Genomic DNA, 22,762 nt, shown 5'->3' with positions numbered 1-22,762 from the left:
GATAACCATGCATGCCAATCGCCCCCTGATCCAGACCCTGCTTGCCGCCAGCGCCGCGCTGGCCAGCAGCATCGCCTTCGCGCACCCGAAGCTGGTGTCGTCCACGCCGGCGGACAAGGCCGAAGTGGCGGCGCCGCAGAAGATCGAACTGCAGTTCTCCGAGACCCTGGTCACCCAGTTTTCCGGCGCCAGTCTGGTGATGACCGGCATGCCGGGCATGGCTAGTCATGCGCCGATGAAAATGGCCGCGAAAGTCTCCGGCAGCGACGACCCCAAGGCCATGGTGATCACGCCGGCGCAGCCGCTGCCGGCCGGCAGCTATCGCGTCGACTGGCGGGCGGTGTCATCCGATACCCATCCCGTCAACGGCAATATCGCCTTCACGGTGAAGTAATTGCCGCAACCGGACTGGGTGGCCGCCGGGCTGCGCCTGGCGCTCTATGTCGACCTGGCCTTGCTGTTCGGGCTGCCGCTGTTCTGCACCTATGCGCTGCATCGGGGTGAACGGGCCTCACGCTTTGCCATGCGATGCCAGGCGCTTGCGCTGGGCTGTGCCGTAGCGGGCATCGTGCTCTCGCTGGGCGCCCTCGTCGTGATGGCCCGGGCGATGACGGGGGTGTCCGACTACGCTTCGTTGCAGGGCCACGTCTTCGCGATGATCGTCACGGGCACGGATTTCGGCTTGGCCTGGTCGGTGCGCCTGATGGCCCTGCTGCTTTGCGTGCTGGCCGGCGTGTCCTGGCGCAGGCGGCCGGGCGCGCGCTGCGCTGCGCTGGCCGGGTTCGGCGGGATTGCACTGGCCACGCTGGCCTGGGGCGGCCACGGCGCGATGCATGAGGGCGCCTTGCGCTATGTCCACCTGAGCGCCGACGTGGCGCACCTGCTGGCCGCCGGCGCATGGGTTGGCGCGTTGGCCGCGTTCGTGCTGTTGTCCCTGGCGCGGCCGGGATCGGACCAGGCGGCCGTGGCGTTGCTGAGCCGCACCTCGAACGGCTTCGCCCGCGTCGGCACCATTATTGTTGCCACGCTGCTGTTGACCGGCGTGCTCAACTACTGGTTCATCGTGGGCCCGGCGCTGCCCGATGTTGCGCCGATGTCCTATGGCGGGCTGCTGGCCGCCAAGCTCGCGCTGTTCGTGGCGATGCTTGGCATGGCTGCCGCGAACCGCTTCCGCCTGAGCCCGCAGCTGGCGTTGGCGGTGCAGGCCGGGGACCATCGGGTGGCGGCGCTGGCGTTGCGGCGCAGCCTGCTGCTGGAGGCCGGCGCCGCCGCGCTGGTGATGGCCCTGGTGGCCATGCTGGGGATGCTGTCTCCGGCGCCGATATGAGGCCGGCGCGATCAGACATAGGCAATCAAACGCCCGGCACAGATTACCAGCGACCACGTCACCATCGAGGCAATGGCGCTGATCCGCGCGCCGGCTGGCGGCGCGACGCCGCTGTCCCAGCCCCGTTGCCCGGCATGCAGGCTGCGATATGGCCCCAGGTGGAACCAGAGCACATTGGCCAGCGCCAGCGCGATCAGGCACAGCTTGGCCAGGAATGCAGGATTGACGGCCAGCTCATCGGCATGGGCCAGGAACAGCAGCACGCCGCTGGCCGCGACCGCGACGAAGGCGCCGGCGGTGAAGGGCAGCGCATGGCGCAACAGCAGGCTCACCGGCAGCCGCCGGCCGAGTCCGGCCAGGCGCATGTCGACCACGAAGATGGAGCCGAACAGCAGCGCCATGCCGGCCAGGTGGACGATCTCCACTGCGGGATAGGCCCAGGCCGAACTGCGCAGGGCCATCGGGAACGGCAGCCGCGCCAGCGCGCCGGCCCATTCCGTCCATTGCGCGAACAGCACCGACATGCGGCGCGAGCCGGCTCAGCGCAACTCGACGGTCTTGCCGTCCATTGTGATGCGCTCGGCGCGCAGCTCGTCGGCCTTTTCCTTGCTGGCGTAGCCGACCAGCGTGACCTCGCGCCCCACGGCGACCTTGTCGGCGGTGGCGCCGCGCGCCTCCATCCGCGACACCGGTGCCAGCACGGCCAGCCAGCGCTTGCCGCCGGCGTCGACGCGGATATGCGCGTGGGGGTTCTCGTAGTGGCTTTCGACGATCTTGCCGGTCAGCGTCAGCGGCCTGGTCTCGTCATAGGTGGACCAGCCGTGATGGGCAATGGCCGGCACTGCGGCCAGCGCCAGCGCGGCGCTGGCGGCAAAGAGGGCGGGGCGGAACAGGGCGCGGATGCTGGGCATGGGTGGTCTCCGGTCAGGACAGGTGCAGTATATGCGCCGATCCCGACCGTGGAAGTGAGACCTATGCGCGGCACGAGTCTGCGCGCTGCACCAGCCGGTGCAGGCTAGGGCTCATGGGCTTGAGCGCGGCGCGTTCGGCCGTGAGCGCAATCGCCAGGTTGCTGCGGCCGCCGCGCAGCGCCGCCTCGAGCAGGGTCAGGCTGATGACGTCGCGCTGCGCATGGCTGCCGCCGAAGCGGTGGGCGATCAGGCGCACCGGCGTCAGCAGGTCGATGGCAGTGGTGTAATCGCCCTGGTCGAACGCGATCAGGGCATCGGCCACCGGCAGCCCCACATCGCGCGACATCATGGCATTGGTGCCGTTGCCCAGGGCGGCGCGCTCCAGCGCGGCACGGACCTGGTCGGCGGCCGCGGGCCGGTGCGCGCCCAGGCTGGCCATCACGGCATGGACATCGTTGAAGGCGTAGTAGCCGGCCGCGCCGCGGCCCAGCCAGTCGTCGGCCACCGGCTGCCAGCGCCGGCCCACATCCACGCCGCGCAGGTGCAGCCGCCACAGCAGCGCTGAGGCATCCACCAGGTCCAGCGCGATCGCCGGCGCGGGGCGCTTGATACAGCGGTCGTACAGCGCCAGCACCTCGTCGGTCCTGCCGTCTTCCAGCTGGAACAATGCCAGGTGCCACCAGTTGTGCACGGCCAGCATATTGTCGTCGGACCAGTCGTCGCGGCGCCCGTCCAGCCAGGCGATGCCGTCGGCCAGGCGGCCCTGCATCTCCATCACGTGCGCCACCGCGTGCACGGCCCATGGGTCGCGCGGATTGAGCTCCAGCGCGCGCCGGCCGCTTTCCTCGGCGCGCTCGTAGAGCTGGGTTTCCTCCAGGCCGAAGGCATGCATGCCGAGCAGGTAGCCGTAGCCCGGCATGCCGGCATCCCAGTGCGGCAGCGCCTGCGCCACGCGGTCGCGCAGCATCGATGACTGCCCCAGCAGGAAGTCTTCGAGATGCGCGGTCTGGATCGCCAGCAAGTCGCGTGGATAGTCGATCACGATATCGCCGTAGAGCCGGACCGAGCGCTCGAACTCGCCGTCCAGCCAGGCGCGTGCCGCGGCAATATGGCGGCGCTCGCGGTCGTTGGCGCTGGTGTGCAGGGCTTCGCCGGCTTCGACGCTCTGGCGCAGCATGGGCTCGGCGGTGCCGTCGCCAGAGGTGACCATCAGCGCGGCGCGCAGCGCGTGGCCCATGGCGAAGCCGGGGTCGGCGGCCAGCGCCGTGTCAATGGCGGCGAGCGGGTTGCCGTAGTAGCTGTTCAGCAGTTGCAGGGCGGTCTCATACTGCTCGACCGAGCGGGCGTTCTGGGTCGAGACCGGAAGATCCCGTGAATCCGTGAGTGCCATGGCAATCTCCGTGCGCCCGCGGCAGCGGGGCTGTCACGAACCATCGTAGACGGCAAAACGCCCCGTGTAACGGATGCGGCGGGGTGCGCCGCACCATGCCCGCCACAAGGCGCATGGCCGGGGTGCGTTGTGCGCTATATGCCGCTGCCGCCATATCGTTGCCGTGTGTCGGTTAAACTGCCGCATCCCCAATCACGACCTCACCATCAGGTTTCCCATGAAAACACTTGCGCTTTTCCTCGGCACCCTGACCTTCGCCTGCGCCGCATCCGCGGCCGCCCCGGCTGCCTCGGCCCCGGCCGCCCCGGCCGCCCCTGCCGCACCCGCGGCGGCGCCGCAGACGCTGGCGTCGGGCATGACCATCCAGCACCTGATCAAGGGCAATGGCGCCTCGCCCAAGGCCACCGACTCGGTGCAGGTCCACTACCGCGGCACGCTGGCCGACGGCACCGAGTTTGACAGCTCGTACAAGCGCGGCCAGCCGATCTCGTTCCCGCTCAACCGCGTGATCCCGTGCTGGACCGAAGGGGTGCAGGCGATGCAGGTGGGCGGCAAGGCCAAGCTGACCTGCCCGCCGGCCACGGCCTACGGCGCGCGCGGCGTGCCGGGCACGATCCCGCCGAACGCCACGCTTACCTTCGAGGTGGTGCTGCTGGGGATCGGCGGCTAAGAGCCCGCATCAGCGCGGCGCCTGCGGCTGCGCGGGCGCAGGCGTGCCCGCCGGCGCCTCCGCGGCGGGCGCTGCGGCCGCGCCGCTGTCGTCGTTTTCGTCGTAGTCCGGCAGCGACGTGCTCTCTCCCAGCAGGTAGCGGCGCCGCTGCACGTAGGCATCGCGCACAAAGGTGTACTTGTCCAGCGCCGCCAGCTTCAGCAGGTCGGTGGCGCCCAGCAGGTTGGTGCGCACGTCCACCACGTTCATCCCGAACAGCGAATTGCGCACCGCCGGCTCGGCATAAGTGGTCGGGTCGAACTGGAAATTCACATACAGGCCCACGCCGTCGCGGAATGAGCTGGGGCCAAACAGCGGCAGCACCAGGTAGGGTCCCGACGGCACGCCCCACGTGCCCAGCGTCAGGCCGAAATCCTGCGAATGCTTCTGCAGGCCGGCGGGCGTGGCGATGTCGATCAGTCCGCCGATACCCAGCACGGAATTGATCGCGACCCGCATGAAGCTCTCCGCGGCCTCAACGCCCTTGCCTTGCAGCAGGTTGTTGGCAAAGTTGCCGATGTCCGCGATGTTCGAATAGAAATTGGTGACCGCGGTGCGCACCGGCTCCGGCGTGACCGCCTTGTAGCCCTTGGCCACCGGCACGGCCACGTACTGGTCGAGCTTGTCGTTGACGGTGAAGACCGCGCGGTTCATGGGCTCGAACGGATCGTCGGGATTGGCTTGCGGGCCGGTGGCGCAGCCGGCGAGCAGGGTGGCGGCAATGGCGGTGGTGGCAACGGATGTAGCGCGCTGGCGTAAAGGCATCGTACGAAGGGGTTCGGGGTCGGCCGCGTCGGGTTTGTGATTATGACCGGGCAGCCTTGTCATGTTTGTGATGGGCGCCTTCGCGCGGGCGGCCCATCAGGATCGGCTGGAAGAACACGGCCCCAACCAGCGTGCACGCCAGCGCCAGCGCCAGCAGCTTGCCCATGCTGGCGGTGCCGGGATGCTGCGACAGCCACAGGCTGCCGAAAGCGGTGGCGGTGGTGGCCGCGCTGTACAGCACGGCGTGCGTCAGGCTGGACTGCAGCAGCTGGGTCTTGCCGTGCCGCCAGGCAATCACGTAATAGATCTTGAACGCGACGCCGACGCCCAGCAACAGCGGCAGCGCGATCACGTTGGCAAAGTTCAGCGCAATGCCGAACAGCACGCACAACTCCAGCGTGACGATGGCCGAAACCAGCAGCGGTATCAGCGTGCGCAGCACGTCGCCGAAACGGCGCAGCGTGATCCACAGCAGGATGGTGATCGACACCACCGCCCACGCGCCTGCCTGGGTAAAGGCGGCCATGATGGTATCGGCCGAGCCGCGGATCGCGATCGGCCCGCCGGTGGCGGTCGGTGCCACGCGCTGCACCGCGGTGATGAAGCGGTCCAGCGCGGCCTCGCGCTGCGCGCTGGCGGGCGGCGGCAGCTTCGGGCTGACGCTGACCAGCGCGCGCCCGTCCGGCGTGATCCAGTCGCGCACCAGTTCGGGCGGCAGCGTCTGCTGGCTGACAGGCTGCGGGTCCAGCGCCAGCTTTAGCCGTGCCAGCGCCAGCTGCAGCGGCACGGCGATGGCGCGCTCGGCGCGGTCGCGCGTGGCGGCGTCGGCGGAGGCCAGCTTCTTCAGCGCGGCGGACAGGTGCGCGGCTTCAGCCGCACCCGGACCGGGATGCTCGTCGGCGGCGATGGCCAGCTGCCGCGCGGCATTGCGCAGCGCATTGACGCGCACGCTGTCGGTGGCGGGCGTGGCGGTGGGTTGCGTCAGCGCCGGCATCAGCGCGGCCGAAGCCTGGCCGATGGCCTGCAGCTTGGGCGGCTGGTCGCCGGGGATAAAGGTCTGCAGCGTGACCGCGCGTGCCACCTCGGACAGCGCCGCGAGCTTGCCGGCGAGATCGCGTGCGGCCGGCAGCGAAGGCGCTAGCACGCTGACATCGTCGGTGCCGGCCTGCGGCGCGTCCCTGAGCGCCAGCAGCGTGGCCATCGATTCAGATTTGGGGTCCTTCAGGTGCAGCGGGTCGAAGTCAAAGCGCAGGTGCGGCAGCAGCGGCGCGCCTGCCAGGATCGCGAGCAGGGTGACCAGCAGCACCGGCTTGCGATAGCGGTCGAAGAACCGGTCCGCGGGCGCCAGCCACGCGAAGCCCGGCGCCTCGGGCTCGCCGCCGGGCTTGAGCACGCAGATCAGCGCCGGCAGCAGCGTGAAGGTGGTGGCGAATGCCACCATCATGCCCACGCCGGCGATCAGCCCCAGTTCGGCCACGCCGCGGTAGTCGGTGGGCAGGAAGCAGAAGAATGCCGCCGCCGTGGCCGCGGCGGCCAGGGCCAGCGGCGCGCCCACGCCGCGCGCGGACAGCCCCAGCGCTTCGACGATATGGTCGCGGTCATGGCGCTCGGCGCGGTAGCGCACGCCGAACTGGATGCCGAAATCCACCCCCAGCCCGACGAACAGCACCGCGAACGCCACCGAAATCATGTTCAGCGAACCGACCATGGCCAGCCCCAGCGCCGCGGTGATCAGCAGCCCGGCAAACAGGCTGGCCAGCACCGCCACGATCAGCCGCGCCGAGCGCAAGGCCAGCCACAGGATCAGGACCACCACCAGCACCGTCAGCACGCCGTTGAGCACGGCGCCGTCGCTGACCGAGGCGAATTCATCGTCGGCCAGCGCCTGCGGGCCGGTCAGGCGCACCGTGGCCTGGTAGCGCTGCGCCAGCTGCAGGTCGGCCGCTGCCTGCCGGATCGCGCGCGAGGCGGCGGCCCCGGCCTGCAGGTCGCTGTAGTCCAGCACCGGGCTGAGCGCGAGGTAGCTGTAGACCTGGCCATCGGGCCCAGGCTTGAGGCTGTCGTCAAGCAGCCCTGCCCAGGACAGCGCGGCGGGCTTGCCGGCCAGCACCTGGTCCAGTGTCTGGGCACTGCTGCCCAGCAGCCTGGCCATGTCGCCCAGCTTTACCTGCCCCATCTGCAGCGGCAGCGTCAGCGTGGTGGTGAGGAGATCGGACAGGCCGCGCAGGGTCGGGTCATGCGCGAGCGCGTTGACCAGCGGACGCGCCTGCACGAGCTGCTGCGAGAGCTGGCGCACTTCATCGTTGCTGGCGAACAGCAAGCCGTTGCGCGCGAAGAACGGGCCGCCGCCGGGCTGGCTGACCGCGGTGAAGCGTGCCGGCTGGCGGCGCAGCGCCTCGGCCAGCGCGTCGGCGGCGGCGTCGGCCAGCTCTGTCGCGGGCGCCTGCACCACCGCCAGGATCAACTGGTTGCGCTGGGGAAAGGCGTCGCCGATGGCGGCGTCGCGCACCGCCCAGGGGGCGTCGGATTCCAGCAGGCGGCCGATATCGGTGTTGATCGCAAAATTACGGGCCACGTAGACGCCACTGGCGGCGGTCAGCAATGCCGCGAGGATGATGACGCGCCACGGCCAGGCGGTGGCAAGCCGGACAATGCGTGTCAGCAGCGAAGTCAGCATGGGCGGATCCAAGGAGCACGAACCGCGAGTATATCGGCTGGAAGCGTGGCGCATGCGGCATGCGGCATGCGCGGCACAGGCATCCGCGATTCAGGCCGATCCGCTATAAACTGTCAGCCTGGCGCCTGCGCTGCAGCGGCGGCGCCGCTTCACATTCCTTCCTGGCTCTCACATCCATGACGATTCACGGTTTGCTTCCCCTGGCGCCGCTTGCAGCGGTGGCCATGGTTTCCGTAGCGCACGCCCAGGCTGTCCAGCCCGGCGACCTGCGCGCCAGCCCCGAGCGGCTGGTGCAGGCCGCGGTAGAGGGCGTGATCGGCACCATCCAGTCCAATCCCGACACCCGCGCCGGCGACCTCGGCAAGATTACCGCCGTCGTGCAGAAGCAGTTCCTGCCTTACACGGATTTCCAGCGCACCACGCGGCTGGCAGTGGGCAGTGCCTGGCGCACCGCCACGCCGGAGCAGCAGCAACAGCTCCATGAGCAGTTCCAGATGCTGCTGGTGCGCAGCTATGCGGTGTCGCTGGCGCAGCTGCGCGAGCAGAACGTCAAGTTCCGCTACCAGCCGATCAAGTCCGGCAGCGGCGCCACCGATGTGGTGGTGCAGACGCGCGTGATCAACAATGCCGACGAGATGCAGATCGACTACCGGCTGCAGCGCACTCCCAACGGCTGGAAGATCTACGACATCAATATGATGGGGGCGTGGCTGATCGAGGTGTACCGCAAGCAGTTTGCGGACATCGTCGCGCGCAGCGGGGTCGACGGGCTGGTGAAGTACCTGACCACCCACAACGCGCGCCAGGCATCTGACGCCTGAGCGCCGCACGCCATTATGGGGCGGCGTGACCGGTGTCCCGGCTGCGCCGCCAGTGGCGCAACTCCACCCATTGCCATGACAGCAGCGCGGGCACGCCGAACAGGATCTCGCGCGCGCGCTTGACCAGCGCCAGCGCCAGCGAGACCTGCGCATCGATCCCCAGCACCTGCCCCAGCAGCATTACCACCGCTTCCTGCACGCCCAGCCCGGCGGGCACGAAGAAGGCCACCTGGCGCGCGGCCTGGGTCAGCGATTCGATCGCCAGCGCCTGCCAGACCGGCACCGGATGGCCCAGCAGCATCAGCGCCAGCCAGATCTCCAGCGTGCCGCTGACCAGCCCTGCCAGTTGCCAGCCCAGCGCCGCCAGCAGCTCGCGCCGGCGCCGGTTGAGCGCGCGGATATGGGCATCGAGCCGCGCGCCGTCGATCATCGCGACAATGCGGTGATCTTCGCCAAACAGCTTGCGCGCCGCGCCTTCCAGTTTCTCGAAAATCGCGGTATGCCGCAGCGACATCGCGAACAGCACCGGCACCGGCAATGACAGCAACAGCCCGGCCAGGATGACCCAGGCCCCGCCGCTGTCCTGCAGCGCGGCCACTAGCAGCAGCACCCCCATGGCCGAGAACAGGTACTGCGAGAACAGCGTCAGCATCACTTCGACCACGATGCTGGCAGTCACCGCGGTGGTGTCGCGGATGCGCAGCCGCGTCAGGCGGATGCCGACCAGTTCGCCGCCGACCCCCACCGTCGGCAGCAGGCGGTTGACCGCTTCGCGCACTGTGGCGACCCACCACAGGAAACCGAGCCCCGCCTTCTCCTCGGGGTCGGCCGAGGTCAGCAGGACGCGCCAGCCTTGCGCGTCGAGCAGCAGCGGCAGTGCGTGCAGGGGCACCAGCAACAGCAGCAGCCAGCCGCCCTGCGCCACGATCGCGGCGATATCGCTGGCGCCCTGGTGGATCACCAGCGCGGTGAGCGCCAGCAGCCCGAGCAGGCCGGTCAGGTAAGCAATGCGTTTCATGTTGAAAAGTCAGGGCACCAGCACGTCGGCAAAGCCGCCGCGCCGGTTGGCCGCGCGCTCCAGCGCGGCGCGCACGCGCGGCGACAGCAGCGCGGCCAGTTCGTCGGCGTGGCGGTAGCCGCGCATCGATGCGGTGATGGCCTCGCCAGAGACCACGGCCGGGTGCAGGTAGATCTCGCCCACGCCCGCGGGCAACTGCGCCAGCGCCTGCAGCAGGGCTGCCTCGTCCATCTGGCCGCTGCGCGCGATGCCAACCACGTAGTCATTGTGCGCAATGCCGGCGCGGTCCAGGCGCCGGCGCAGCAGCGCCAGCCAGGGGCGCAGCAGCAACGGCGCGCCATGCTCGCGCGGCAGGCGCATCGCACGCAGGCCGTAGTCGCGCCCGATCGACAGGATCAGCGACAGCACCGTCGGGTGCAGGTGGAAATGCTTGTGTGTGTTGACGTGGTCCAGCGGCAGGCCGGTGGCGGCAAAGGCTTCGAACTGCGCGCGGATCTCCGCCGCCAGCTGGCGGCGCACCCGCGGCAGGAAGAAGAAGCGGCAGCCGTCCAGGGCCATGGCCGAGCCGAAGCGGCCTCCGGCGTCGACCAGGTCGGGGATCTGCGCGCGCGGCAGCGTGGCCGGGCCGTCGGCCAGCACCACGTGCAGCCCCACGCGCAACGACGGCAGCCGGCGCGCGCGCTCGACCGCGTCCGCCACGGCGGGCGCGCCCACCATCAGGCTGGCGGCGCTGAGCACGCCGTCGCGGTGGGCCAGCTCCACCGCCTCATTGACGGCGGGGTGCAGCCCGAAGTCGTCGGCGGTGACGATCAGCGCGCGTTGCGAGGCACAGGAAAGCGCGTGGGCCAGGATCAGGCCTCGTGCGAGCGCAGGAAGCGGAAGAACTCGACGCCTTCACGCAGGCGCCGCTTCATCATGTCCCAGCTGCCCAGCATCTCGCGCACGATTTCCCAGATTTTGCCGGGGCGGAAGTAGAAGCGCTTATAGAAGGTCTCCACGCCGTGGTAGATGTCTTCCTTGGACAGGTGCGGATAGCTGATCGCGGCCAGCTGCACGCCCTGGTCGTTGACCAGGTTGATGACCTTGTTTTCCTCGAGCCAGCCGTTCTCCACCGCCTGCCGGTACAGCGTGGTGCCGGGGTAGGGCGCGGCCAGCGACACCTGGATGGTGTGCGGGTTGATTTCCTTGGCGTACTCGATGGTCTTCTCGATGGTCTCGCGCGTCTCGCCCGGCAGGCCCAGGATAAAGGTGCCGTGGATCTGGATGCCCAGCTTGCGGCAGTCCTCGGTGAAGCGGCGCGCAATGTCCGTACGCAGGCCTTTCTTGATGTTCAGCAGGATCTGGTCGTCGCCGGACTCATAGCCCACCAGCAGCAGGCGCAGCCCGTTCTCCTTCATGATTTTGAGCGTGCTGTACGGCACGTTGGCCTTGGCATTGCATGACCACGTTACGCCCAGCTGGCCCAGCCCCCGAGCGATCTCTTCCACGCGCGGCTTGAAGTCGGTGAAGGTGTCGTCGTCGAACATGATCTCCTTGACCTCGGGCATGTTCTCCTTGATCCATTTGACCTCGGCGATCACGCTTTCAGCCGAGCGCGTGCGGTAGCGGTGCCCGCCCACGGTCTGCGGCCACAGGCAGAAGGTGCAGCGCGAACGGCAGCCGCGGCCGGTGTAGATCGACACATAGGGGTGCTTCAGGTAGCCGATGAAGTAGTTGTCGATCTTCAGGTCGCGCTGGTAGACCGGCGCCACGAAGGGCAGCTCGTCCATGTTCTCGATCATCGGGCGCTGCCCGTTGTGTTCGAGCGAGCCGTCCGGCAGGCGGTAGGACAGGCCCAGGATGTCCTTGAGCGGCTTGCCCGCGGCCACGTCCTGGCAGGTGTAGTCGAACTCCTCGCGGCAGACGAAGTCGATGGCCTCGCTCGCGCCCAGCGTGCCGCCCGGATCGACCGCGGGCTTGGCGCCGACCATGCCGATCATCACATCCGGCTTGCGCTTCTTCAGTTCCTCGGCGAACTTGGCGTCGGTGGGGAACGAGGGCGTGCTGGTGTGGATGATGACCAGTTCATAGTCCGCGGCGATATCCAGCGACTGCTGCACGGTCAGGCCGTCGGCCGGTGCGTCGAGCACCCGGCTGCCCGGCACCAGCGCGGCGGGCTGCGCCAGCCAGGTCGGGTACCAGAACGACTTGATCTCGCGCTTGGCCTGATAGCGCGAGCCCGCGCCGCCGTCGAAGCCGTCGAAGGAAGGGGCCTGGAGGAAAAGGGTTTTTTTCATAGCGGCCTCTGGGGATGGATGCCGGTGGATGAAGGTTGATTCGGGGTCAGCGCAGGACTGGCGTGCAGGGCATCGCGCACCGACAGCACCTGCTCGCGCCACTGCACGCGCTTGCCTGCCAGCGCAAATGCCCAGCCGGCCAGCAGCAGCGCATCGCGCAACGGTGCGCGCAGTGCGGCGGCGACGCTGCCTGCCAGCACGCTGCGCGCCAGCGCGCCGACGGCCGCCACCGCAAGTACCAGCGGCAGCGGTGCCAGCAGCACACCCAGCGCCAGCATCGGCCAGGTGAACGTGATGAAGGTAAAGGCAAAGCCCGGCGGATTCAGCGAACGGATCGTGCGTAGCCAGCGCAGCTCATGTCGCCACAGGTCGGTGAAATGGTCCTCGGTGACGTCGGTCGTGACCACCACCTCCGACAGCACCGTGCGCAAGCCTTGCTGCCGCGTCAGCTCACCCAGCCAGTAGTCGTCGGCCAGCCGGCCGGACAAGGCTGCGAGGCCGCCGATGGCTTCCAGCGCATTGCGGCGCAGCGCAATGGTCGCGCCAAAGGCAAAGCGTTGCGATCCGCCCGCGTGGGCGATGCGCACCGACGGCGCGAACCAGTCGTCGATAAACTGCGCACCAATGCGCGACCACAGCCCGCCAGTCGGTTTGCCGCGGTAGAGGCAGGTGACCACGCCCACGCCGGCGTCGGCCAGCGGCGCGGTCACGCGCGCCAGGTATTCGGGCGGCACGGCGATATCGCTGTCGGCGATCACCAGCACATCGTGCCTGGCCTGCGCGAACAGGTTGATCAGGTTGCTGACTTTCAGGTTGGTGCCGTGCACTTGCGGATCGACCACCAGCGCGATGTCGCACGCCGGGAAGTCGCGGCGCAGCCGTTCAACCACGGCGATGGCGGGATCGTCTGCGGCACGCACGCCGAATACCAGCTGGAACGACGGATGCCGCTGCCGGCACAGCGTGGCCAGGTTCTCGTACAGCCGGGGCTCGGCGCCGCACAGCGGCTTGAGCACGCTGACCGGTGTCGTTGCCGTGCCGCCGCCTGCCGCGGGCGCGCGGCGCGACAGCCAGGCGGCGGCCAGCGCATAGCCCGCCGACACGCAGGTCAGCGCAGCGCCCGGGAGGGTGGCGGCAAGTTCGGTGGCCATCGGCAGTGCAGTCAGTGCGTGGCCGCGGCGTTGGCCTTCGCCGGCCGCGGCCGGTTGGCGGGCGGCTTCGCGCGCTGGATTTCCTCGAGCTTGATCTCGACGTGGCGCGAAAACACGTAGTCGGCCGGCCGCTGCTTGTCCAGCGCAATATCGGGCGCCATCGGCCCGCTGGTGCGCACGCCGCGAAGGCTCACGCCCAGCGCCTTGAGCGGATGGGCAAAGGTGTCCGCCACGGCGGTGGCCTCATAGCCGCTGTGCACCATGCAGTCGGCGCACTTCTCGTAGTTGCCGGTGCCGTAGGCGTCCCAGTCGGTCTCTTCCATCAGCTCGCGGAAGGTGGCGGCATAGCCCTCGCCCACCAGATAGCACGGACGCTGCCAGCCGAATACGGTGCGCGCCGGGTTGCCCCACGGGGTGCAGTGGTAGGTCTGGTTGCCGGCCAGGAAGTCCAGGAACAGCGTCGACTGGCTGAAGGCCCAGTTCTTGCCGGCGCGGCCACGGCTCAGGATGTCGCGGAACAGCTGGCGGGTCTTGCCGCGGTTCAGGAAGTGCTGCTGGTCCGGCGCGCGTTCATAGGCATAGCCCGGCGACACGGTGATGCCGTCCACGCCCAGCGCCTTGATCGAGTCGAAGAACTTCGCCACGCGCTCGGGCTGGGCATCGTTGAACAGCGTGCAGTTGATATTGACGCGGAAACCCCGTTCCTTGGCCAGCCGGATCGCCTCGACGCAGCGGTCGTACACGCCTTCCTGGCACACCGAGCGGTCATGCATCTCGCGGTCGCCGTCCAGGTGCACCGACCAGATGAAATACGGGCTGGGCTGGTACTGGTCCAGCTTCTTTTCCATCAGCAGCGCATTGGTGCACAGGTAGACAAACTTGCGCCGCGCGATGATGCCTTGCACGATCTCCGGCATGTCCTTGTGCAGCAGCGGCTCGCCGCCGGCGATGGACACCACCGGGGCACCGCATTCATCCACCGCCCCCAGGCATTCCTGCACCGACAGGCGCTGGTTCAGGATGGGGTCCGGATAATCGATCTTGCCGCAGCCTGAACACGCCAGGTTGCAGCGGAACAGCGGTTCCAGCATCAGGGCAAGCGGATAGCGTTTCTGTCGCGACAGATGCTTGCCGACGATGTAGGCGCCCACGCGGGCGACCTGCAGTAGCGGAATAGCCAAGGCAACTTCCTCTGGTTGGGTTCAGCCGGCGATATTCTCGTTGGCGGTGGCAGGTACGGCCGCGGCTGCGGCGGTTTCCTTGCCGGCCTTGCGCGGGGCCGGTCTCGGCTTCACGTCGGCCAGCTCGGCCGGCAGCCGGAACTCGGCATGTTCCTCGCGCCCGGCCATGGTGGTGACATCCACCGGGCCCAGCCGGCGCAGCGCGTTGATCACGTCCTCGACCATTTCCTCGGGGGCGGAGGCGCCGGCGGTGATGCCCACCACGTTGGCGTTGCGCACCCAGGCGGGGTCCAGTTCGCTGCCTTCGGCGATCAGGTAGCTGGGCACGCCGCTTTCCGTGCCGATCTCGCGCAGGCGGTTGGAGTTGGAGCTGTTGGTCGCGCCAATCACCAGGATCACGTCGGCCAGCTTGCACAGGTCGCGCACCGCGCTCTGGCGGTTTTGCGTGGCGTAGCAGATGTCGCGCGTATCGGGACCGACCAGGTTGCTGAAGCGGCGCCCGAGCGCGGCGATGATATTGCGGGTGTCGTCCACGCTCAGCGTGGTCTGCGTGACGTAGGCGACCGGGGTGTCGGCGGGCAGGTCAAGCTGCGCGACCTCGGCCTCGTTCTGCACCAGGATCACCTTGCCCGGGATCTGGCCCATGGTGCCTTCCACCTCCGGGTGGCCGGCATGGCCGATCAGGATCACGGTGCGGCCGCTGGCCGCGTACTGGCGCCCCTGGGTATGGACCTTGATCACCAGCGGGCAGGTGGCGTCGATGGCATGCAGCTGGCGCTGGCTGGCATCGGCGATGACCTCGCGCGAGACCCCGTGCGCGCTGAAGATGGTCACGGCGCCGGTCGGGACTTCGTCCAGCTCCTCGACGAAGCGCGCCCCCTTGTCCTTCAGTCCCTCTACGACGTGCTTGTTGTGCACGATCTCATGTCGCACGAACACCGGGGCGCCATGCTTGACGAGGGCGCGGTCGACAATCTCGATCGCGCGCACCACGCCGGCGCAGAAGCCCCGGGGCTGAGCAAGAATCACCTGCATAGAGTAAGCCCCCCGACCCATTTCAACGGGTGTCAGTGTTTGGGATGGCGGGACGGGAAATGCACCGGCAACCACCGGAGATCCACCGCAGATCACATTTCCGTCGCACGGTGGTTACTATATACCCGACACGCCGGCTTTGTCTGGAGTCGCCTTGGCCAGCGCGAGGCTGGCCAAGGCGACTCCGCCTCACGGGAAAACGGGTTTATGACGAAAAACGATGACGTGCTGGTGACAGGCGCCTCGGGCTTTCTGGGCTCGGCGGTGGCGCGCAGGGCGCTGGCACGCGGCTTCCGGGTGCGCGTGCTGGTGCGCCCGCAGAGCCCGCGGACCAACCTGGCCGGGCTGCCGGTGACCGTGGCGGAAGGCGACATGCGCGACGCCGGCGCGGTGGCCGCCGCGCTGCAGGGCGTGCGCTACCTGTTCCATGTGGCCGCCGACTACCGGCTGTGGGCGCCGGACCCCGAGGACATCGTGCGCACCAACGTCGACGGCACCCTGGCCGTGATGGAGGCTGCGCAGCAGGCCGGCGTCGAGCGGGTGGTCTATACCAGCAGCGTGGCGACGCTGCGCGTGGCCGGCGCGCGGGCGCCGGTGGACGAGACCGCGGCGCTGCGCCCGCACGAGGCCATCGGCGCCTACAAGCGCAGCAAGGTGCTGGCCGAGCGCGTGGTCGAAAAGCTGGTGGCCGAGCGTGGCCTGCCGGCGGTCATCGTCAACCCGTCCACCCCGATCGGCCCGCGCGACGTGCGGCCGACGCCGACCGGGCGCATCATCGTCGAGGCCGCCACGGGCAAGATCCCCGCCTTTGTCGATACCGGCCTGAACCTGGCGCATGTGGATGACGTGGCCGAAGGGCATTTCCTGGCGCTGGAACGCGGCCAGGCCGGCGAGCGCTACATCCTGGGCGGCCAGGACGTGATGCTGCAGCAGATGCTGCGCGACATCGCGCAGATGTGCGGCCGGCGCCCGCCGACCATGCAGCTGCCGCGCTGGCCGCTGTACCCGCTGGCGTACGGGGCGGAGGCGGCGGCGCGCTTTACCGGCAAGGAGCCGTTCATCACTGTAGATGGACTCAATATGTCCCGGTACCGGATGTTCTTTACATCAGACAAGGCGCGCAAGGTGCTGGGCTATCAGCCGCGGCCATACCAGGAGGGCTTGCGGGACGCGCTGGAGTGGTTCCGGGCGCAGGGGTATCTCGACAAGCGCTAAGCTGGCACGGCACGCTCAGGACCGCACCGGCGCCTGCGCCCGGCCCTTCCACTGCCCGCCGCGCCGCAGCCAGTAGCGCCGTGCCGAGTCGATGGTCGCCCCCAGGTAGAACAGCGCCGTGACCGGCAGCAGCGGCGCCAGCCACGCCGGCTGCCGGTATTCGCGCAGCATCGGCAGGTAGGCCAGGGTCATCGCGCCCCAGGCCAGCCATGCCGGCCACAGCCGCCAGCCGAGCGCCAGCACCGGCGGCACCAGGTAGGTCAGCGCCATGCCCGCCCCCGCGCCGCCCAGCAGCAGCGGCGAATAGCGCAGCTGGGTGTAGGCGCTGCGCGCGATCATGTCCCACAGGCTGCGCCAGTCGTTGTAGGGCCGCAACGACACGCTGTCGTCGGCCAGGTCCAGGCGGATCGCGCCGCCGGGCTTGATGCGCGAGGCCAGGCTGCAGTCGTCGATCAGCTCGCCGCGGATGGCGGCAAAGCCGCCAATGCGCGCCAGCGCCGCCCGGCTGGCCAGCATGCAGCCCCCGGCCGCGGCGGCCACGCGGCTGCGGCCATCGCGCACGCGGGCGAAGGGGTAGAGCTTGGCGAAGAAGAAGACAAAGGCCGGCACGATCAGCCGTTCCCAGGCGGATTCGCAGCGCAGCCGCACCATCAGCGAGACCAGGTCGCGCCGCTCGTGCTCGGCGCGCGCCACCAGCGCGGCCAGCACGCCGGGGCCGTGCCAGATATCGGCATCGGTCAGCCAGACGTAGCGGGCCTGCGCGGCGATGCGGTCGGCCGCGGCCAGCCCTTCGGATTGGGCCCAGACCTTGCCGCTCCAGCCGGCCGGCAGCTCGCGGGCGCCGATCACGGTCAGCCCCCGCGGGCGCGCGGTGGCCGCGGCGGCGGCGCGGGCGATATCGGCGGTGCCGTCCTGGCTGTGGTCGTCCACCACCACCAGCCCCAGCCGGCCCGGGTAGCGCTGGCCCAGCACGCCGGCCACGGCGCGGCCGATCACCTCGGCCTCGTTGCGGGCTGGGATGACCGCGACCACGTCTGGCCAGGCCGCGGGATCCGGTGCGGCAGCCGGCTTGCGCACGCGCCAGAAGCCGGCACGGGCAAAGATCAGCACCAGCCAGACCGCCAGCGACAGCAGTGACAACGCCAACGCAAGGTGCATGGGCCGGCCCTATTTGACGAAGCGCCGCGCCAGCCGGGCCAGCCGCGGCACGGTTTCCGGGCGCAGCAGGCGCGCGTCGTAGCCGGCCATGCGCCGGTCGTTCTCGGCCAGGCACAGGTCGATCATCGCGCCCGGCGTCAGGGCTTCGCCCAGCGCCGCGGAACCGTTCATGGTGAAGTTGGCGTCCTGGGCCACGCCGTCGGTGTCGATGCCGCGCGCAATGCCGATGCGCTCCCAGACCAGGAAGGCCCACACCCGCGCCACCTTCAGCGCAAACAGCGGGCGGCGCCACCACGGCAGGTTGCGCCGGTACCAGGCGGCCCAGTTGACGAAGAACAGGATATGGCGGCCTTCCTCCTGGATCACCGGCTCGAAGGTCTCGACCAGCTCGGCGGGGAAGAAGCCCGAGCGCCTGGCCGCGGCGAACAGGCCGAAGGCGAAAAAGCTGTCGATGCACTCGCTGTAGCCGGTGACCAGCCAGCCCCATTCCGGATCGTCAGGTGGCGGGTAGTCAGGCTCGGGCGCGAGCGCGATGCCATAGGCCTCGACCAGCTTCGACAGCACCACCTTGTGGCGCGCCTCCTCGCCGCCGTCCATTTCCAGCGCGCTGCGCAGCAGCGGATCGCCGACGGTATCGGCAAAGGTCTTGACGCGGATCGAGGCGCGGCCCTCGGTCTGCACGGCGATGTCCCAGATCGGCAGCGAGGTGACGCGGTGCAGGGCCTCCGGCGACAGCTTCGGCCAGTCGATCACGGTGGGTTTGTAGGGGTTGTGGGTCTGCAGCAGCATATTGCAGAACATCTGCAGGTGCTGCGGGGAGCCGATGCGCACCGGCCCCGGGGTGGGGTCGGTCCAGTGGCGCATGGTATGGTCGGCCTGCTCGACGGCAGTGCGAGCGACCGTATCGGCAACCGCGATGGCGCGGGCCTCGGCATCGGCGGCGCTGTTGCGCGGCGGCGCGGCCGCCGCGTTGCCAGCAACCTCAGTGGTCTCGGACATTCGGCCCCCCTGGCGTTGGATTGCCCGGGGGTCATTGTAGCGAGGCGCGCCGGCCGGCGCACCCCGCAGGCTACGGCAAGGTCAGGCGCGGTAGCTGACCGGCCCGCGCGAGCGCATGTCCAGCGCGTAGTAGCACACCGTCAGCAGGACCAGCCAGCCCGGGCCCACGTACAGCGCCACGCGGGTCTCCGGGAAGTAGGCCATCAGCGCCACCACCAGCGCCAGGAAGGCCAGCGCGATGTAGGAGCCATACGGCCAGAACGGCATGCGGAAGGCCAGCGCCTTGCGCTCGGCCGCCGACAGGCTGCGGCGGAAGTTGATCTGCGTGACCAGGATGATGGCCCAGGTCCAGACCGCGCCGAAGGTGGAGATCGCCGTCACCCAGACAAAGACCTGCTCCGGCACCAGGTAATTGAGCAGAACGCCGCACAGCAGCGCGGCGATCGACACCAGCAGCGCGCGGCGCGGCACGCCATTGCGGTCGACCCTGGCAAAGGCCTTGGGCGCCTGGCCCTGCTGCGCCAGGTTGTACAGCATGCGTCCGGTGCTGAAGATGCCGCCGTTGCACGACGACAGCGCCGCGGTCAGCACCACGAAGTTGATGATGCCGGCGGCGGTCTTGATGCCCAGCCGCTCGAAGGTCAGCACGAAGGGGCTGCCCTGGGCGCCGATCTCGTTCCACGGGTACAGTGCCAGGATCACGAACAGCGCGCCCACGTAGAAGATCAGGATGCGCCAGAACACCGAGTTGATTGCGTCCGGGATCGACTTCTTCGGGTTGCGCGCCTCGCCGGCGGTCAGGCCGATCATCTCCACGCCCAGGTAGGCGAACATCACCATCTGCAGCGACATCAGCACGCCGGAGGCGCCGTTGGGCATAAAGCCGCCGTGCGCCCACAGGTTGGAGATGCCGGTGGCGACACCGCCGTTGCCAAAGCCGAACACGATCATCGCGCCGCCGCCGAACAGCATCAGCACGATGGTGACGATTTTGATCATGGCGAACCAGAACTCGAACTCGCCATAGGCCTTGACCGCCATCAGGTTGACCGAGCCCATCGCCGCCAGCGCGGCCAGTGCCCAGATCCAGCGCGGCACGTCGGGGAACCACATGCCCATGTAGATGGCCACGGCGGTGATTTCCGCCACGCAGGTCACCAGCCACAGGAACCAGTAGTTCCAGCCGGTCAGGTAGCCCGCCAGCGGGCCCATGTGGTCCTGCGCGTAGCGGCAGAAGGAGCCGGCCACGGGGTTGTGCACGGCCATCTCGCCCAGCGCGCGCATGATCAGGAAGATCACCGCGCCGCCGATCAGGTAGCCCAGCATGATGGCGGGGCCGGCCATCTTGATGGCATTGCCGGCGCCCAGGAACAGGCCCACGCCGATGGCCGAACCCAGCGCCATCAGCCGGATATGGCGTTCGCCCAGGCCGCGTTGCAGATGTTCTGCGCTTGCACTCATGTGTCGTTGTCTCCGTGTCATCTGAAAGGCCGCGCCGGCCTTCGTGGGGCCGGCGGGAGCAGCTATTTTCTCGTCCGCGGTGGGCCGCAAACGGAAAATAGCGGGCAGGTTAATCAGATAACGGGGGTATTTGTTGCTGAATTCGTCGTGAAAATCAGGAAAGATTGCTGGCGATGGGAGCGGCGATACCCCTGCGCGCAATTGTGTGGCTCGATGGTCCTGCCGTACTGGCACGGGAGCGGCCCCCCTCCGGCTCAACTTGACACGTCGGTCGCCATCCCGATCCTGAAGGAGGAGATCGAGGCCGCGCGGCAGTCCTGAGCTTCCGCGATTGAGCTGTTCAGCCCAAAGCCTGGACGCCGGCTGAGCCTCGGTAGCTATGAGGTTTACCGGACCTGGATGATGGTCGAAGCCAATCCTGCGATCGAGACCTTTACTGAACGCCCAGCTCGAATTGCCGGTCCGGGCGGCGACGTGATTGACTTCTGGGTCCGCGTGTGCGAAGTGCCCGTCAGTGGCTATCGCGCAGCCCCAGCACGTTTGCGCCGATCTTCGGGTCGATGCCGCGTTCCAGTTGCTGCGGATAGGCCGTCACCGTCACTTCCAGCGATCCGGTGCCGACCTCCATCGACAGGATGTGGCCGCCGTACGTGTCGAAACTGCTGTCGCCGGCCACGCCGTGTGCATGAATCGACGGCTTGCCTTCTTTCCAGGCCAGGCTGCCGACGATGCTGGCCATCTCCACGTTGCGGAAGGTGCGCGGGTTGAACTGCTTCTTCGCGGCATCCCAGAAGCCGAACGTGACGTTGGCGAAGCCGATCGCGGACAGGCTTGCGCTGGGCACCTTCTCGCAGATGGCAAAGGCTTCGATCTGCTCGAAGACGTTGTCGCCCATGCGCAGCACTAGCAGGTAGCCGGTGGGGGTCTTGATGTAGCGCGGCACGCTCTCGCGCGGGTAGTTCGGGTTCTGGGCACGGGCGTCCAGTGCCGTCCTGCATTCGGCGGATGGCGCCGGCTGCGCCGCGGCTGGCGCGGGCATCAGGGCGAGGCCGCCAACGGAGGTGGCCGCTGCGAGGATGGCGAGCGCCTGGCGGGCGCGCAGGGTTATGCGAAGGATCATCTGTAGTCTCCTGTCTGGTTTGTTTGCGGTTGGGTTTGTGGCTACGGCAAGAAAATTACGGAGCAGGCGGATGCGGCGGCAGCACGATGTGCCGCCGTCCATATGGACTTCGATGCGGACTCGGTCCACGAACCGGAGTCGGCGTACTCATAAAACATGCGCGGTACCCGCTGCCGGGCGAGCCGACGCAGGTCCTCGATCTCGTTGATGGATGACATCTTGTGTCCTGCAAGGAAGGGAAGCGGCGCGCGGTTGGCCTCAATGCAGCCATGCGGCCGGCACGAGAATCAGCTGCGGGAACAGCACGAACAGGAACATCAGCGCGGTCAGGCTCAGCAGGAAGGGCCAGACGCCGCTGATCACGCTGTCCAGGCTGCACCGGGAAGTGCCGGCCACCACATTGAGCACCGTACCGACCGGCGGCGTCAGCAGGCCGATGGCATTGTTGAGTACGAACATCACGCCGAAGTACACCGGGTCGATGCCCGCCTTGGTGATCACCGGCATCAGGATCGGCGTCATGATCAGCACGGTCGGCATCAGGTCGAGCGCGGTGCCGACCACGATCACCAGGACCATGATCACGAACATCAGCAGGATCTTGTTGTCGATGAACGGCTCGAGCAGGTCGGTCACCTGTGCCGGGATGTTGGCGATGGTGATCAGCCACGCCGAGACCAGCGCGCACGCCACCAGGAACAGCACCGTGCTGGAAGTCTTGGCCGCGGTGACGATCAGATCCGGCAGCGCGCGCAGCTTCAGCTCGCCGTAGACGAAGCGGCCGACCGCCATGGCGTAGACCACCGCCACCACGGCGGCTTCGGTCGGCGTGAAGGCGCCGATCTTCATGCCGCCGATGATCACCACCGGCAGCACCAGCGCCCACACGCCGTCGAGCGCGGCCTTGGCCAGGCGGCGCGCACTGAACGGTTCCACCGGCGCCAGCTTCTCCTTGCGCGCGCAGAAGTGCCAGGTGACGGCGAGCGTCAGCGCCATCATGGCGCCGGGCGCGATGCCGGCCAGGAACAGCTTGGTGATCGAGACCTGCGCGACCACGCCGAACACGACGATGGCGATCGACGGCGGGATCACCGGCGCAATGATGCCGCCCGCTGCGATCAGGCCCGCGGCGCGCGGCACGTTGTAGCCGGCGTTGCGCATCATCGGGATCAGCAGCGCGGCGACGGCGGCGGTATCGGCCACCGCCGAGCCGGAGATGCTGGCCACCACCGTGGCCGCGATGATCGCCACGTAGCCCAGCCCGCCGCGCACGTGCCCGACCGCCGCATTCGCCACGCGCACGATCCGTTGCGACAGCCCGCCGGCGTTCATCAGCTCGCCGGCCAGCATGAAGAACGGCACCGCCATCAGCGGATAGTTGTTGACGCCCTCGAGCATGTTCTGCGCGAGGATCTGCGTATCGAAGTTGCCCAGGTGCAGCATCAGCGCGACACCAGAAGCGAGCAGCGCAAAGGCGATGGGCATGCCGAGCGACATCGCGCCCAGCAGCGAGCCGACAAAGACAAAGATGGTCATGATGGGCTCCTC

The 22,762-nt window shown here is 68.6% G+C and carries 22 protein-coding genes; 5 read left to right on the top strand and 17 right to left on the bottom strand.

The features are described from left to right. Positions 1 to 7: 7 nt before the first annotated feature. Together copC and copD are read left to right on the top strand one after the other, a co-directional pair. The gene (copC, locus tag KB879_RS16225; RefSeq protein WP_013953793.1) at positions 8 to 394 is read left to right on the top strand and encodes a copper homeostasis periplasmic binding protein CopC; all 387 of its coding nucleotides are present in this window, start codon (positions 8 to 10) and stop codon (positions 392 to 394) included. After that, a complete protein-coding gene (copD, locus tag KB879_RS16220; protein WP_013953792.1) occupies positions 395 to 1,327 on the top strand; it encodes a copper homeostasis membrane protein CopD in 933 nt (310 codons plus the stop codon). An 11-nt stretch (positions 1,328 to 1,338) separates the two neighbouring features. Here the strand turns inward: copD and KB879_RS16215 are convergent, their stop codons facing one another. The 3 genes from KB879_RS16215 to KB879_RS16205 form a co-directional block, all read right to left on the bottom strand. Next, entirely contained in the window at positions 1,339 to 1,851 is a 513-nt protein-coding gene (locus KB879_RS16215) for a DUF6644 family protein (RefSeq protein ID WP_211979423.1), read from the bottom strand. 15 nt (positions 1,852 to 1,866) lie between these two features. Then, positions 1,867 to 2,238 (bottom strand): DUF6152 family protein, encoded by a 372-nt coding sequence (locus KB879_RS16210; protein WP_211979422.1) that lies wholly within the window; start codon positions 2,236 to 2,238, stop codon positions 1,867 to 1,869. Between the two features lie 61 nt (positions 2,239 to 2,299). Beyond that, positions 2,300 to 3,628: a tetratricopeptide repeat protein gene (locus tag KB879_RS16205; RefSeq protein ID WP_013953789.1), complete on the bottom strand. Its 1,329-nt coding sequence runs from the start codon at positions 3,626 to 3,628 to the stop codon at positions 2,300 to 2,302. Positions 3,629 to 3,845: 217 nt separating this feature from the next. Here KB879_RS16205 and KB879_RS16200 point away from each other — a divergent pair, with 217 nt between their 5' ends. Further along, positions 3,846 to 4,298, top strand: coding sequence for an FKBP-type peptidyl-prolyl cis-trans isomerase (locus KB879_RS16200; protein ID WP_013953788.1), 453 nt, complete (start codon positions 3,846 to 3,848; stop codon positions 4,296 to 4,298). 9 nt (positions 4,299 to 4,307) lie between these two features. Here the strand turns inward: KB879_RS16200 and KB879_RS16195 are convergent, their stop codons facing one another. Both KB879_RS16195 and KB879_RS16190 read right to left on the bottom strand, forming a co-directional pair. Next, on the bottom strand, positions 4,308 to 5,102 hold the full coding sequence (locus KB879_RS16195; protein WP_013953787.1) for a VacJ family lipoprotein: 795 nt from the start codon (positions 5,100 to 5,102) through the stop codon (positions 4,308 to 4,310). A 40-nt stretch (positions 5,103 to 5,142) separates the two neighbouring features. Beyond that, positions 5,143 to 7,779: an MMPL family transporter gene (locus KB879_RS16190; RefSeq protein ID WP_211979421.1), complete on the bottom strand. Its 2,637-nt coding sequence runs from the start codon at positions 7,777 to 7,779 to the stop codon at positions 5,143 to 5,145. Between the two features lie 176 nt (positions 7,780 to 7,955). Between KB879_RS16190 and KB879_RS16185 the strand changes: the two genes are divergently transcribed. After that, positions 7,956 to 8,600, top strand: a complete 645-nt coding sequence (locus KB879_RS16185) for a phospholipid-binding protein MlaC (protein ID WP_211979420.1) — start codon at positions 7,956 to 7,958, stop codon at positions 8,598 to 8,600. Between the two features lie 13 nt (positions 8,601 to 8,613). Here KB879_RS16185 and KB879_RS16180 read toward each other — a convergent pair whose 3' ends face one another. The 6 genes from KB879_RS16180 to ispH are packed head-to-tail and all read right to left on the bottom strand — an operon-like array spanning position 8,614 to position 15,261. Further along, entirely contained in the window at positions 8,614 to 9,618 is a 1,005-nt protein-coding gene (locus KB879_RS16180) for a lysylphosphatidylglycerol synthase domain-containing protein (protein WP_211979419.1), read from the bottom strand. A 9-nt stretch (positions 9,619 to 9,627) separates the two neighbouring features. Then, the gene (hpnK, locus tag KB879_RS16175; RefSeq protein ID WP_080569609.1) at positions 9,628 to 10,431 is read right to left on the bottom strand and encodes a hopanoid biosynthesis-associated protein HpnK; all 804 of its coding nucleotides are present in this window, start codon (positions 10,429 to 10,431) and stop codon (positions 9,628 to 9,630) included. A gap of 38 nt (positions 10,432 to 10,469) precedes the next feature. Further along, entirely contained in the window at positions 10,470 to 11,894 is a 1,425-nt protein-coding gene (hpnJ, locus tag KB879_RS16170; RefSeq protein WP_211979418.1) for a hopanoid biosynthesis associated radical SAM protein HpnJ, read from the bottom strand. After that, positions 11,891 to 13,045 (bottom strand): bacteriohopanetetrol glucosamine biosynthesis glycosyltransferase HpnI, encoded by a 1,155-nt coding sequence (gene hpnI / locus KB879_RS16165; RefSeq protein WP_211979417.1) that lies wholly within the window; start codon positions 13,043 to 13,045, stop codon positions 11,891 to 11,893. Before hpnI ends, hpnJ begins: the two co-directional genes overlap by 4 nt. Before the next feature lie 11 nt (positions 13,046 to 13,056). Further along, positions 13,057 to 14,226 carry an adenosyl-hopene transferase HpnH gene (hpnH, locus tag KB879_RS16160; protein WP_211979416.1) on the bottom strand — a complete coding sequence of 390 codons (1,170 nt, stop codon included), beginning with the start codon at positions 14,224 to 14,226 and terminating at the stop codon, positions 13,057 to 13,059. Positions 14,227 to 14,247: 21 nt separating this feature from the next. Then, positions 14,248 to 15,261: a 4-hydroxy-3-methylbut-2-enyl diphosphate reductase gene (gene ispH / locus KB879_RS16155; RefSeq protein ID WP_114133171.1), complete on the bottom strand. Its 1,014-nt coding sequence runs from the start codon at positions 15,259 to 15,261 to the stop codon at positions 14,248 to 14,250. Between the two features lie 207 nt (positions 15,262 to 15,468). Between ispH and hpnA the strand changes: the two genes are divergently transcribed. Next, positions 15,469 to 16,476 carry a hopanoid-associated sugar epimerase gene (gene hpnA, locus KB879_RS16150; protein WP_153953303.1) on the top strand — a complete coding sequence of 336 codons (1,008 nt, stop codon included), beginning with the start codon at positions 15,469 to 15,471 and terminating at the stop codon, positions 16,474 to 16,476. A 15-nt stretch (positions 16,477 to 16,491) separates the two neighbouring features. On the opposite strand, the gene KB879_RS16145 is transcribed toward hpnA, so the two are convergent. From KB879_RS16145 to KB879_RS16120, 6 genes are all read right to left on the bottom strand, one after another. Then, positions 16,492 to 17,634 (bottom strand): glycosyltransferase, encoded by a 1,143-nt coding sequence (locus KB879_RS16145; RefSeq protein WP_211979415.1) that lies wholly within the window; start codon positions 17,632 to 17,634, stop codon positions 16,492 to 16,494. Between the two features lie 9 nt (positions 17,635 to 17,643). Then, a complete protein-coding gene (locus KB879_RS16140; RefSeq protein ID WP_013953776.1) occupies positions 17,644 to 18,633 on the bottom strand; it encodes a hypothetical protein in 990 nt (329 codons plus the stop codon). 81 nt (positions 18,634 to 18,714) lie between these two features. Beyond that, the gene (locus KB879_RS16135; RefSeq protein WP_153953305.1) at positions 18,715 to 20,094 is read right to left on the bottom strand and encodes an amino acid permease; all 1,380 of its coding nucleotides are present in this window, start codon (positions 20,092 to 20,094) and stop codon (positions 18,715 to 18,717) included. Positions 20,095 to 20,605: 511 nt separating this feature from the next. Beyond that, complete coding sequence (locus KB879_RS16130; protein ID WP_013953773.1) at positions 20,606 to 21,214, bottom strand: PPC domain-containing DNA-binding protein; 609 nt, start codon at positions 21,212 to 21,214, stop codon at positions 20,606 to 20,608. 41 nt (positions 21,215 to 21,255) lie between these two features. Further along, positions 21,256 to 21,432 carry a hypothetical protein gene (locus KB879_RS16125; RefSeq protein ID WP_153953306.1) on the bottom strand — a complete coding sequence of 59 codons (177 nt, stop codon included), beginning with the start codon at positions 21,430 to 21,432 and terminating at the stop codon, positions 21,256 to 21,258. Positions 21,433 to 21,472: 40 nt separating this feature from the next. Beyond that, positions 21,473 to 22,750, bottom strand: coding sequence for a TRAP transporter large permease (locus tag KB879_RS16120; RefSeq protein ID WP_153953307.1), 1,278 nt, complete (start codon positions 22,748 to 22,750; stop codon positions 21,473 to 21,475). Between the last annotated feature and the right edge of the window lie 12 nt (positions 22,751 to 22,762).

Origin of the sequence: Cupriavidus sp. KK10 (assembly GCF_018223725.1) — a bacterium.
GTDB classification, from domain to species: domain Bacteria; phylum Pseudomonadota; class Gammaproteobacteria; order Burkholderiales; family Burkholderiaceae; genus Cupriavidus; species Cupriavidus necator.
This window is presented reverse-complemented; position numbering and strand designations above follow the sequence as displayed.

Coding starts and splice junctions, on each gene's coding strand:
- KB879_RS16195 (WP_013953787.1), bottom strand. CDS start 5,102: ATGCCTTTACGCCAGCGCGCTACATCCGTTGCCACCACCGCCATTGCC.
- ispH (WP_114133171.1), bottom strand. CDS start 15,261: ATGCAGGTGATTCTTGCTCAGCCCCGGGGCTTCTGCGCCGGCGTGGTG.
- KB879_RS16135 (WP_153953305.1), bottom strand. CDS start 20,094: ATGAGTGCAAGCGCAGAACATCTGCAACGCGGCCTGGGCGAACGCCAT.
- KB879_RS16205 (WP_013953789.1), bottom strand. CDS start 3,628: ATGGCACTCACGGATTCACGGGATCTTCCGGTCTCGACCCAGAACGCC.
- KB879_RS16185 (WP_211979420.1), top strand. CDS start 7,956: ATGACGATTCACGGTTTGCTTCCCCTGGCGCCGCTTGCAGCGGTGGCC.
- hpnJ (WP_211979418.1), bottom strand. CDS start 11,894: ATGAAAAAAACCCTTTTCCTCCAGGCCCCTTCCTTCGACGGCTTCGAC.
- KB879_RS16130 (WP_013953773.1), bottom strand. CDS start 21,214: ATGATCCTTCGCATAACCCTGCGCGCCCGCCAGGCGCTCGCCATCCTC.
- copC (WP_013953793.1), top strand. CDS start 8: ATGCATGCCAATCGCCCCCTGATCCAGACCCTGCTTGCCGCCAGCGCC.
- KB879_RS16210 (WP_211979422.1), bottom strand. CDS start 2,238: ATGCCCAGCATCCGCGCCCTGTTCCGCCCCGCCCTCTTTGCCGCCAGC.
- KB879_RS16190 (WP_211979421.1), bottom strand. CDS start 7,779: ATGCTGACTTCGCTGCTGACACGCATTGTCCGGCTTGCCACCGCCTGG.
- KB879_RS16140 (WP_013953776.1), bottom strand. CDS start 18,633: ATGTCCGAGACCACTGAGGTTGCTGGCAACGCGGCGGCCGCGCCGCCG.
- KB879_RS16125 (WP_153953306.1), bottom strand. CDS start 21,432: ATGTCATCCATCAACGAGATCGAGGACCTGCGTCGGCTCGCCCGGCAG.
- KB879_RS16215 (WP_211979423.1), bottom strand. CDS start 1,851: ATGTCGGTGCTGTTCGCGCAATGGACGGAATGGGCCGGCGCGCTGGCG.
- KB879_RS16120 (WP_153953307.1), bottom strand. CDS start 22,750: ATGACCATCTTTGTCTTTGTCGGCTCGCTGCTGGGCGCGATGTCGCTC.
- hpnI (WP_211979417.1), bottom strand. CDS start 13,045: ATGGCCACCGAACTTGCCGCCACCCTCCCGGGCGCTGCGCTGACCTGC.
- hpnA (WP_153953303.1), top strand. CDS start 15,469: ATGACGAAAAACGATGACGTGCTGGTGACAGGCGCCTCGGGCTTTCTG.
- KB879_RS16145 (WP_211979415.1), bottom strand. CDS start 17,634: ATGCACCTTGCGTTGGCGTTGTCACTGCTGTCGCTGGCGGTCTGGCTG.
- KB879_RS16180 (WP_211979419.1), bottom strand. CDS start 9,618: ATGAAACGCATTGCTTACCTGACCGGCCTGCTCGGGCTGCTGGCGCTC.
- KB879_RS16200 (WP_013953788.1), top strand. CDS start 3,846: ATGAAAACACTTGCGCTTTTCCTCGGCACCCTGACCTTCGCCTGCGCC.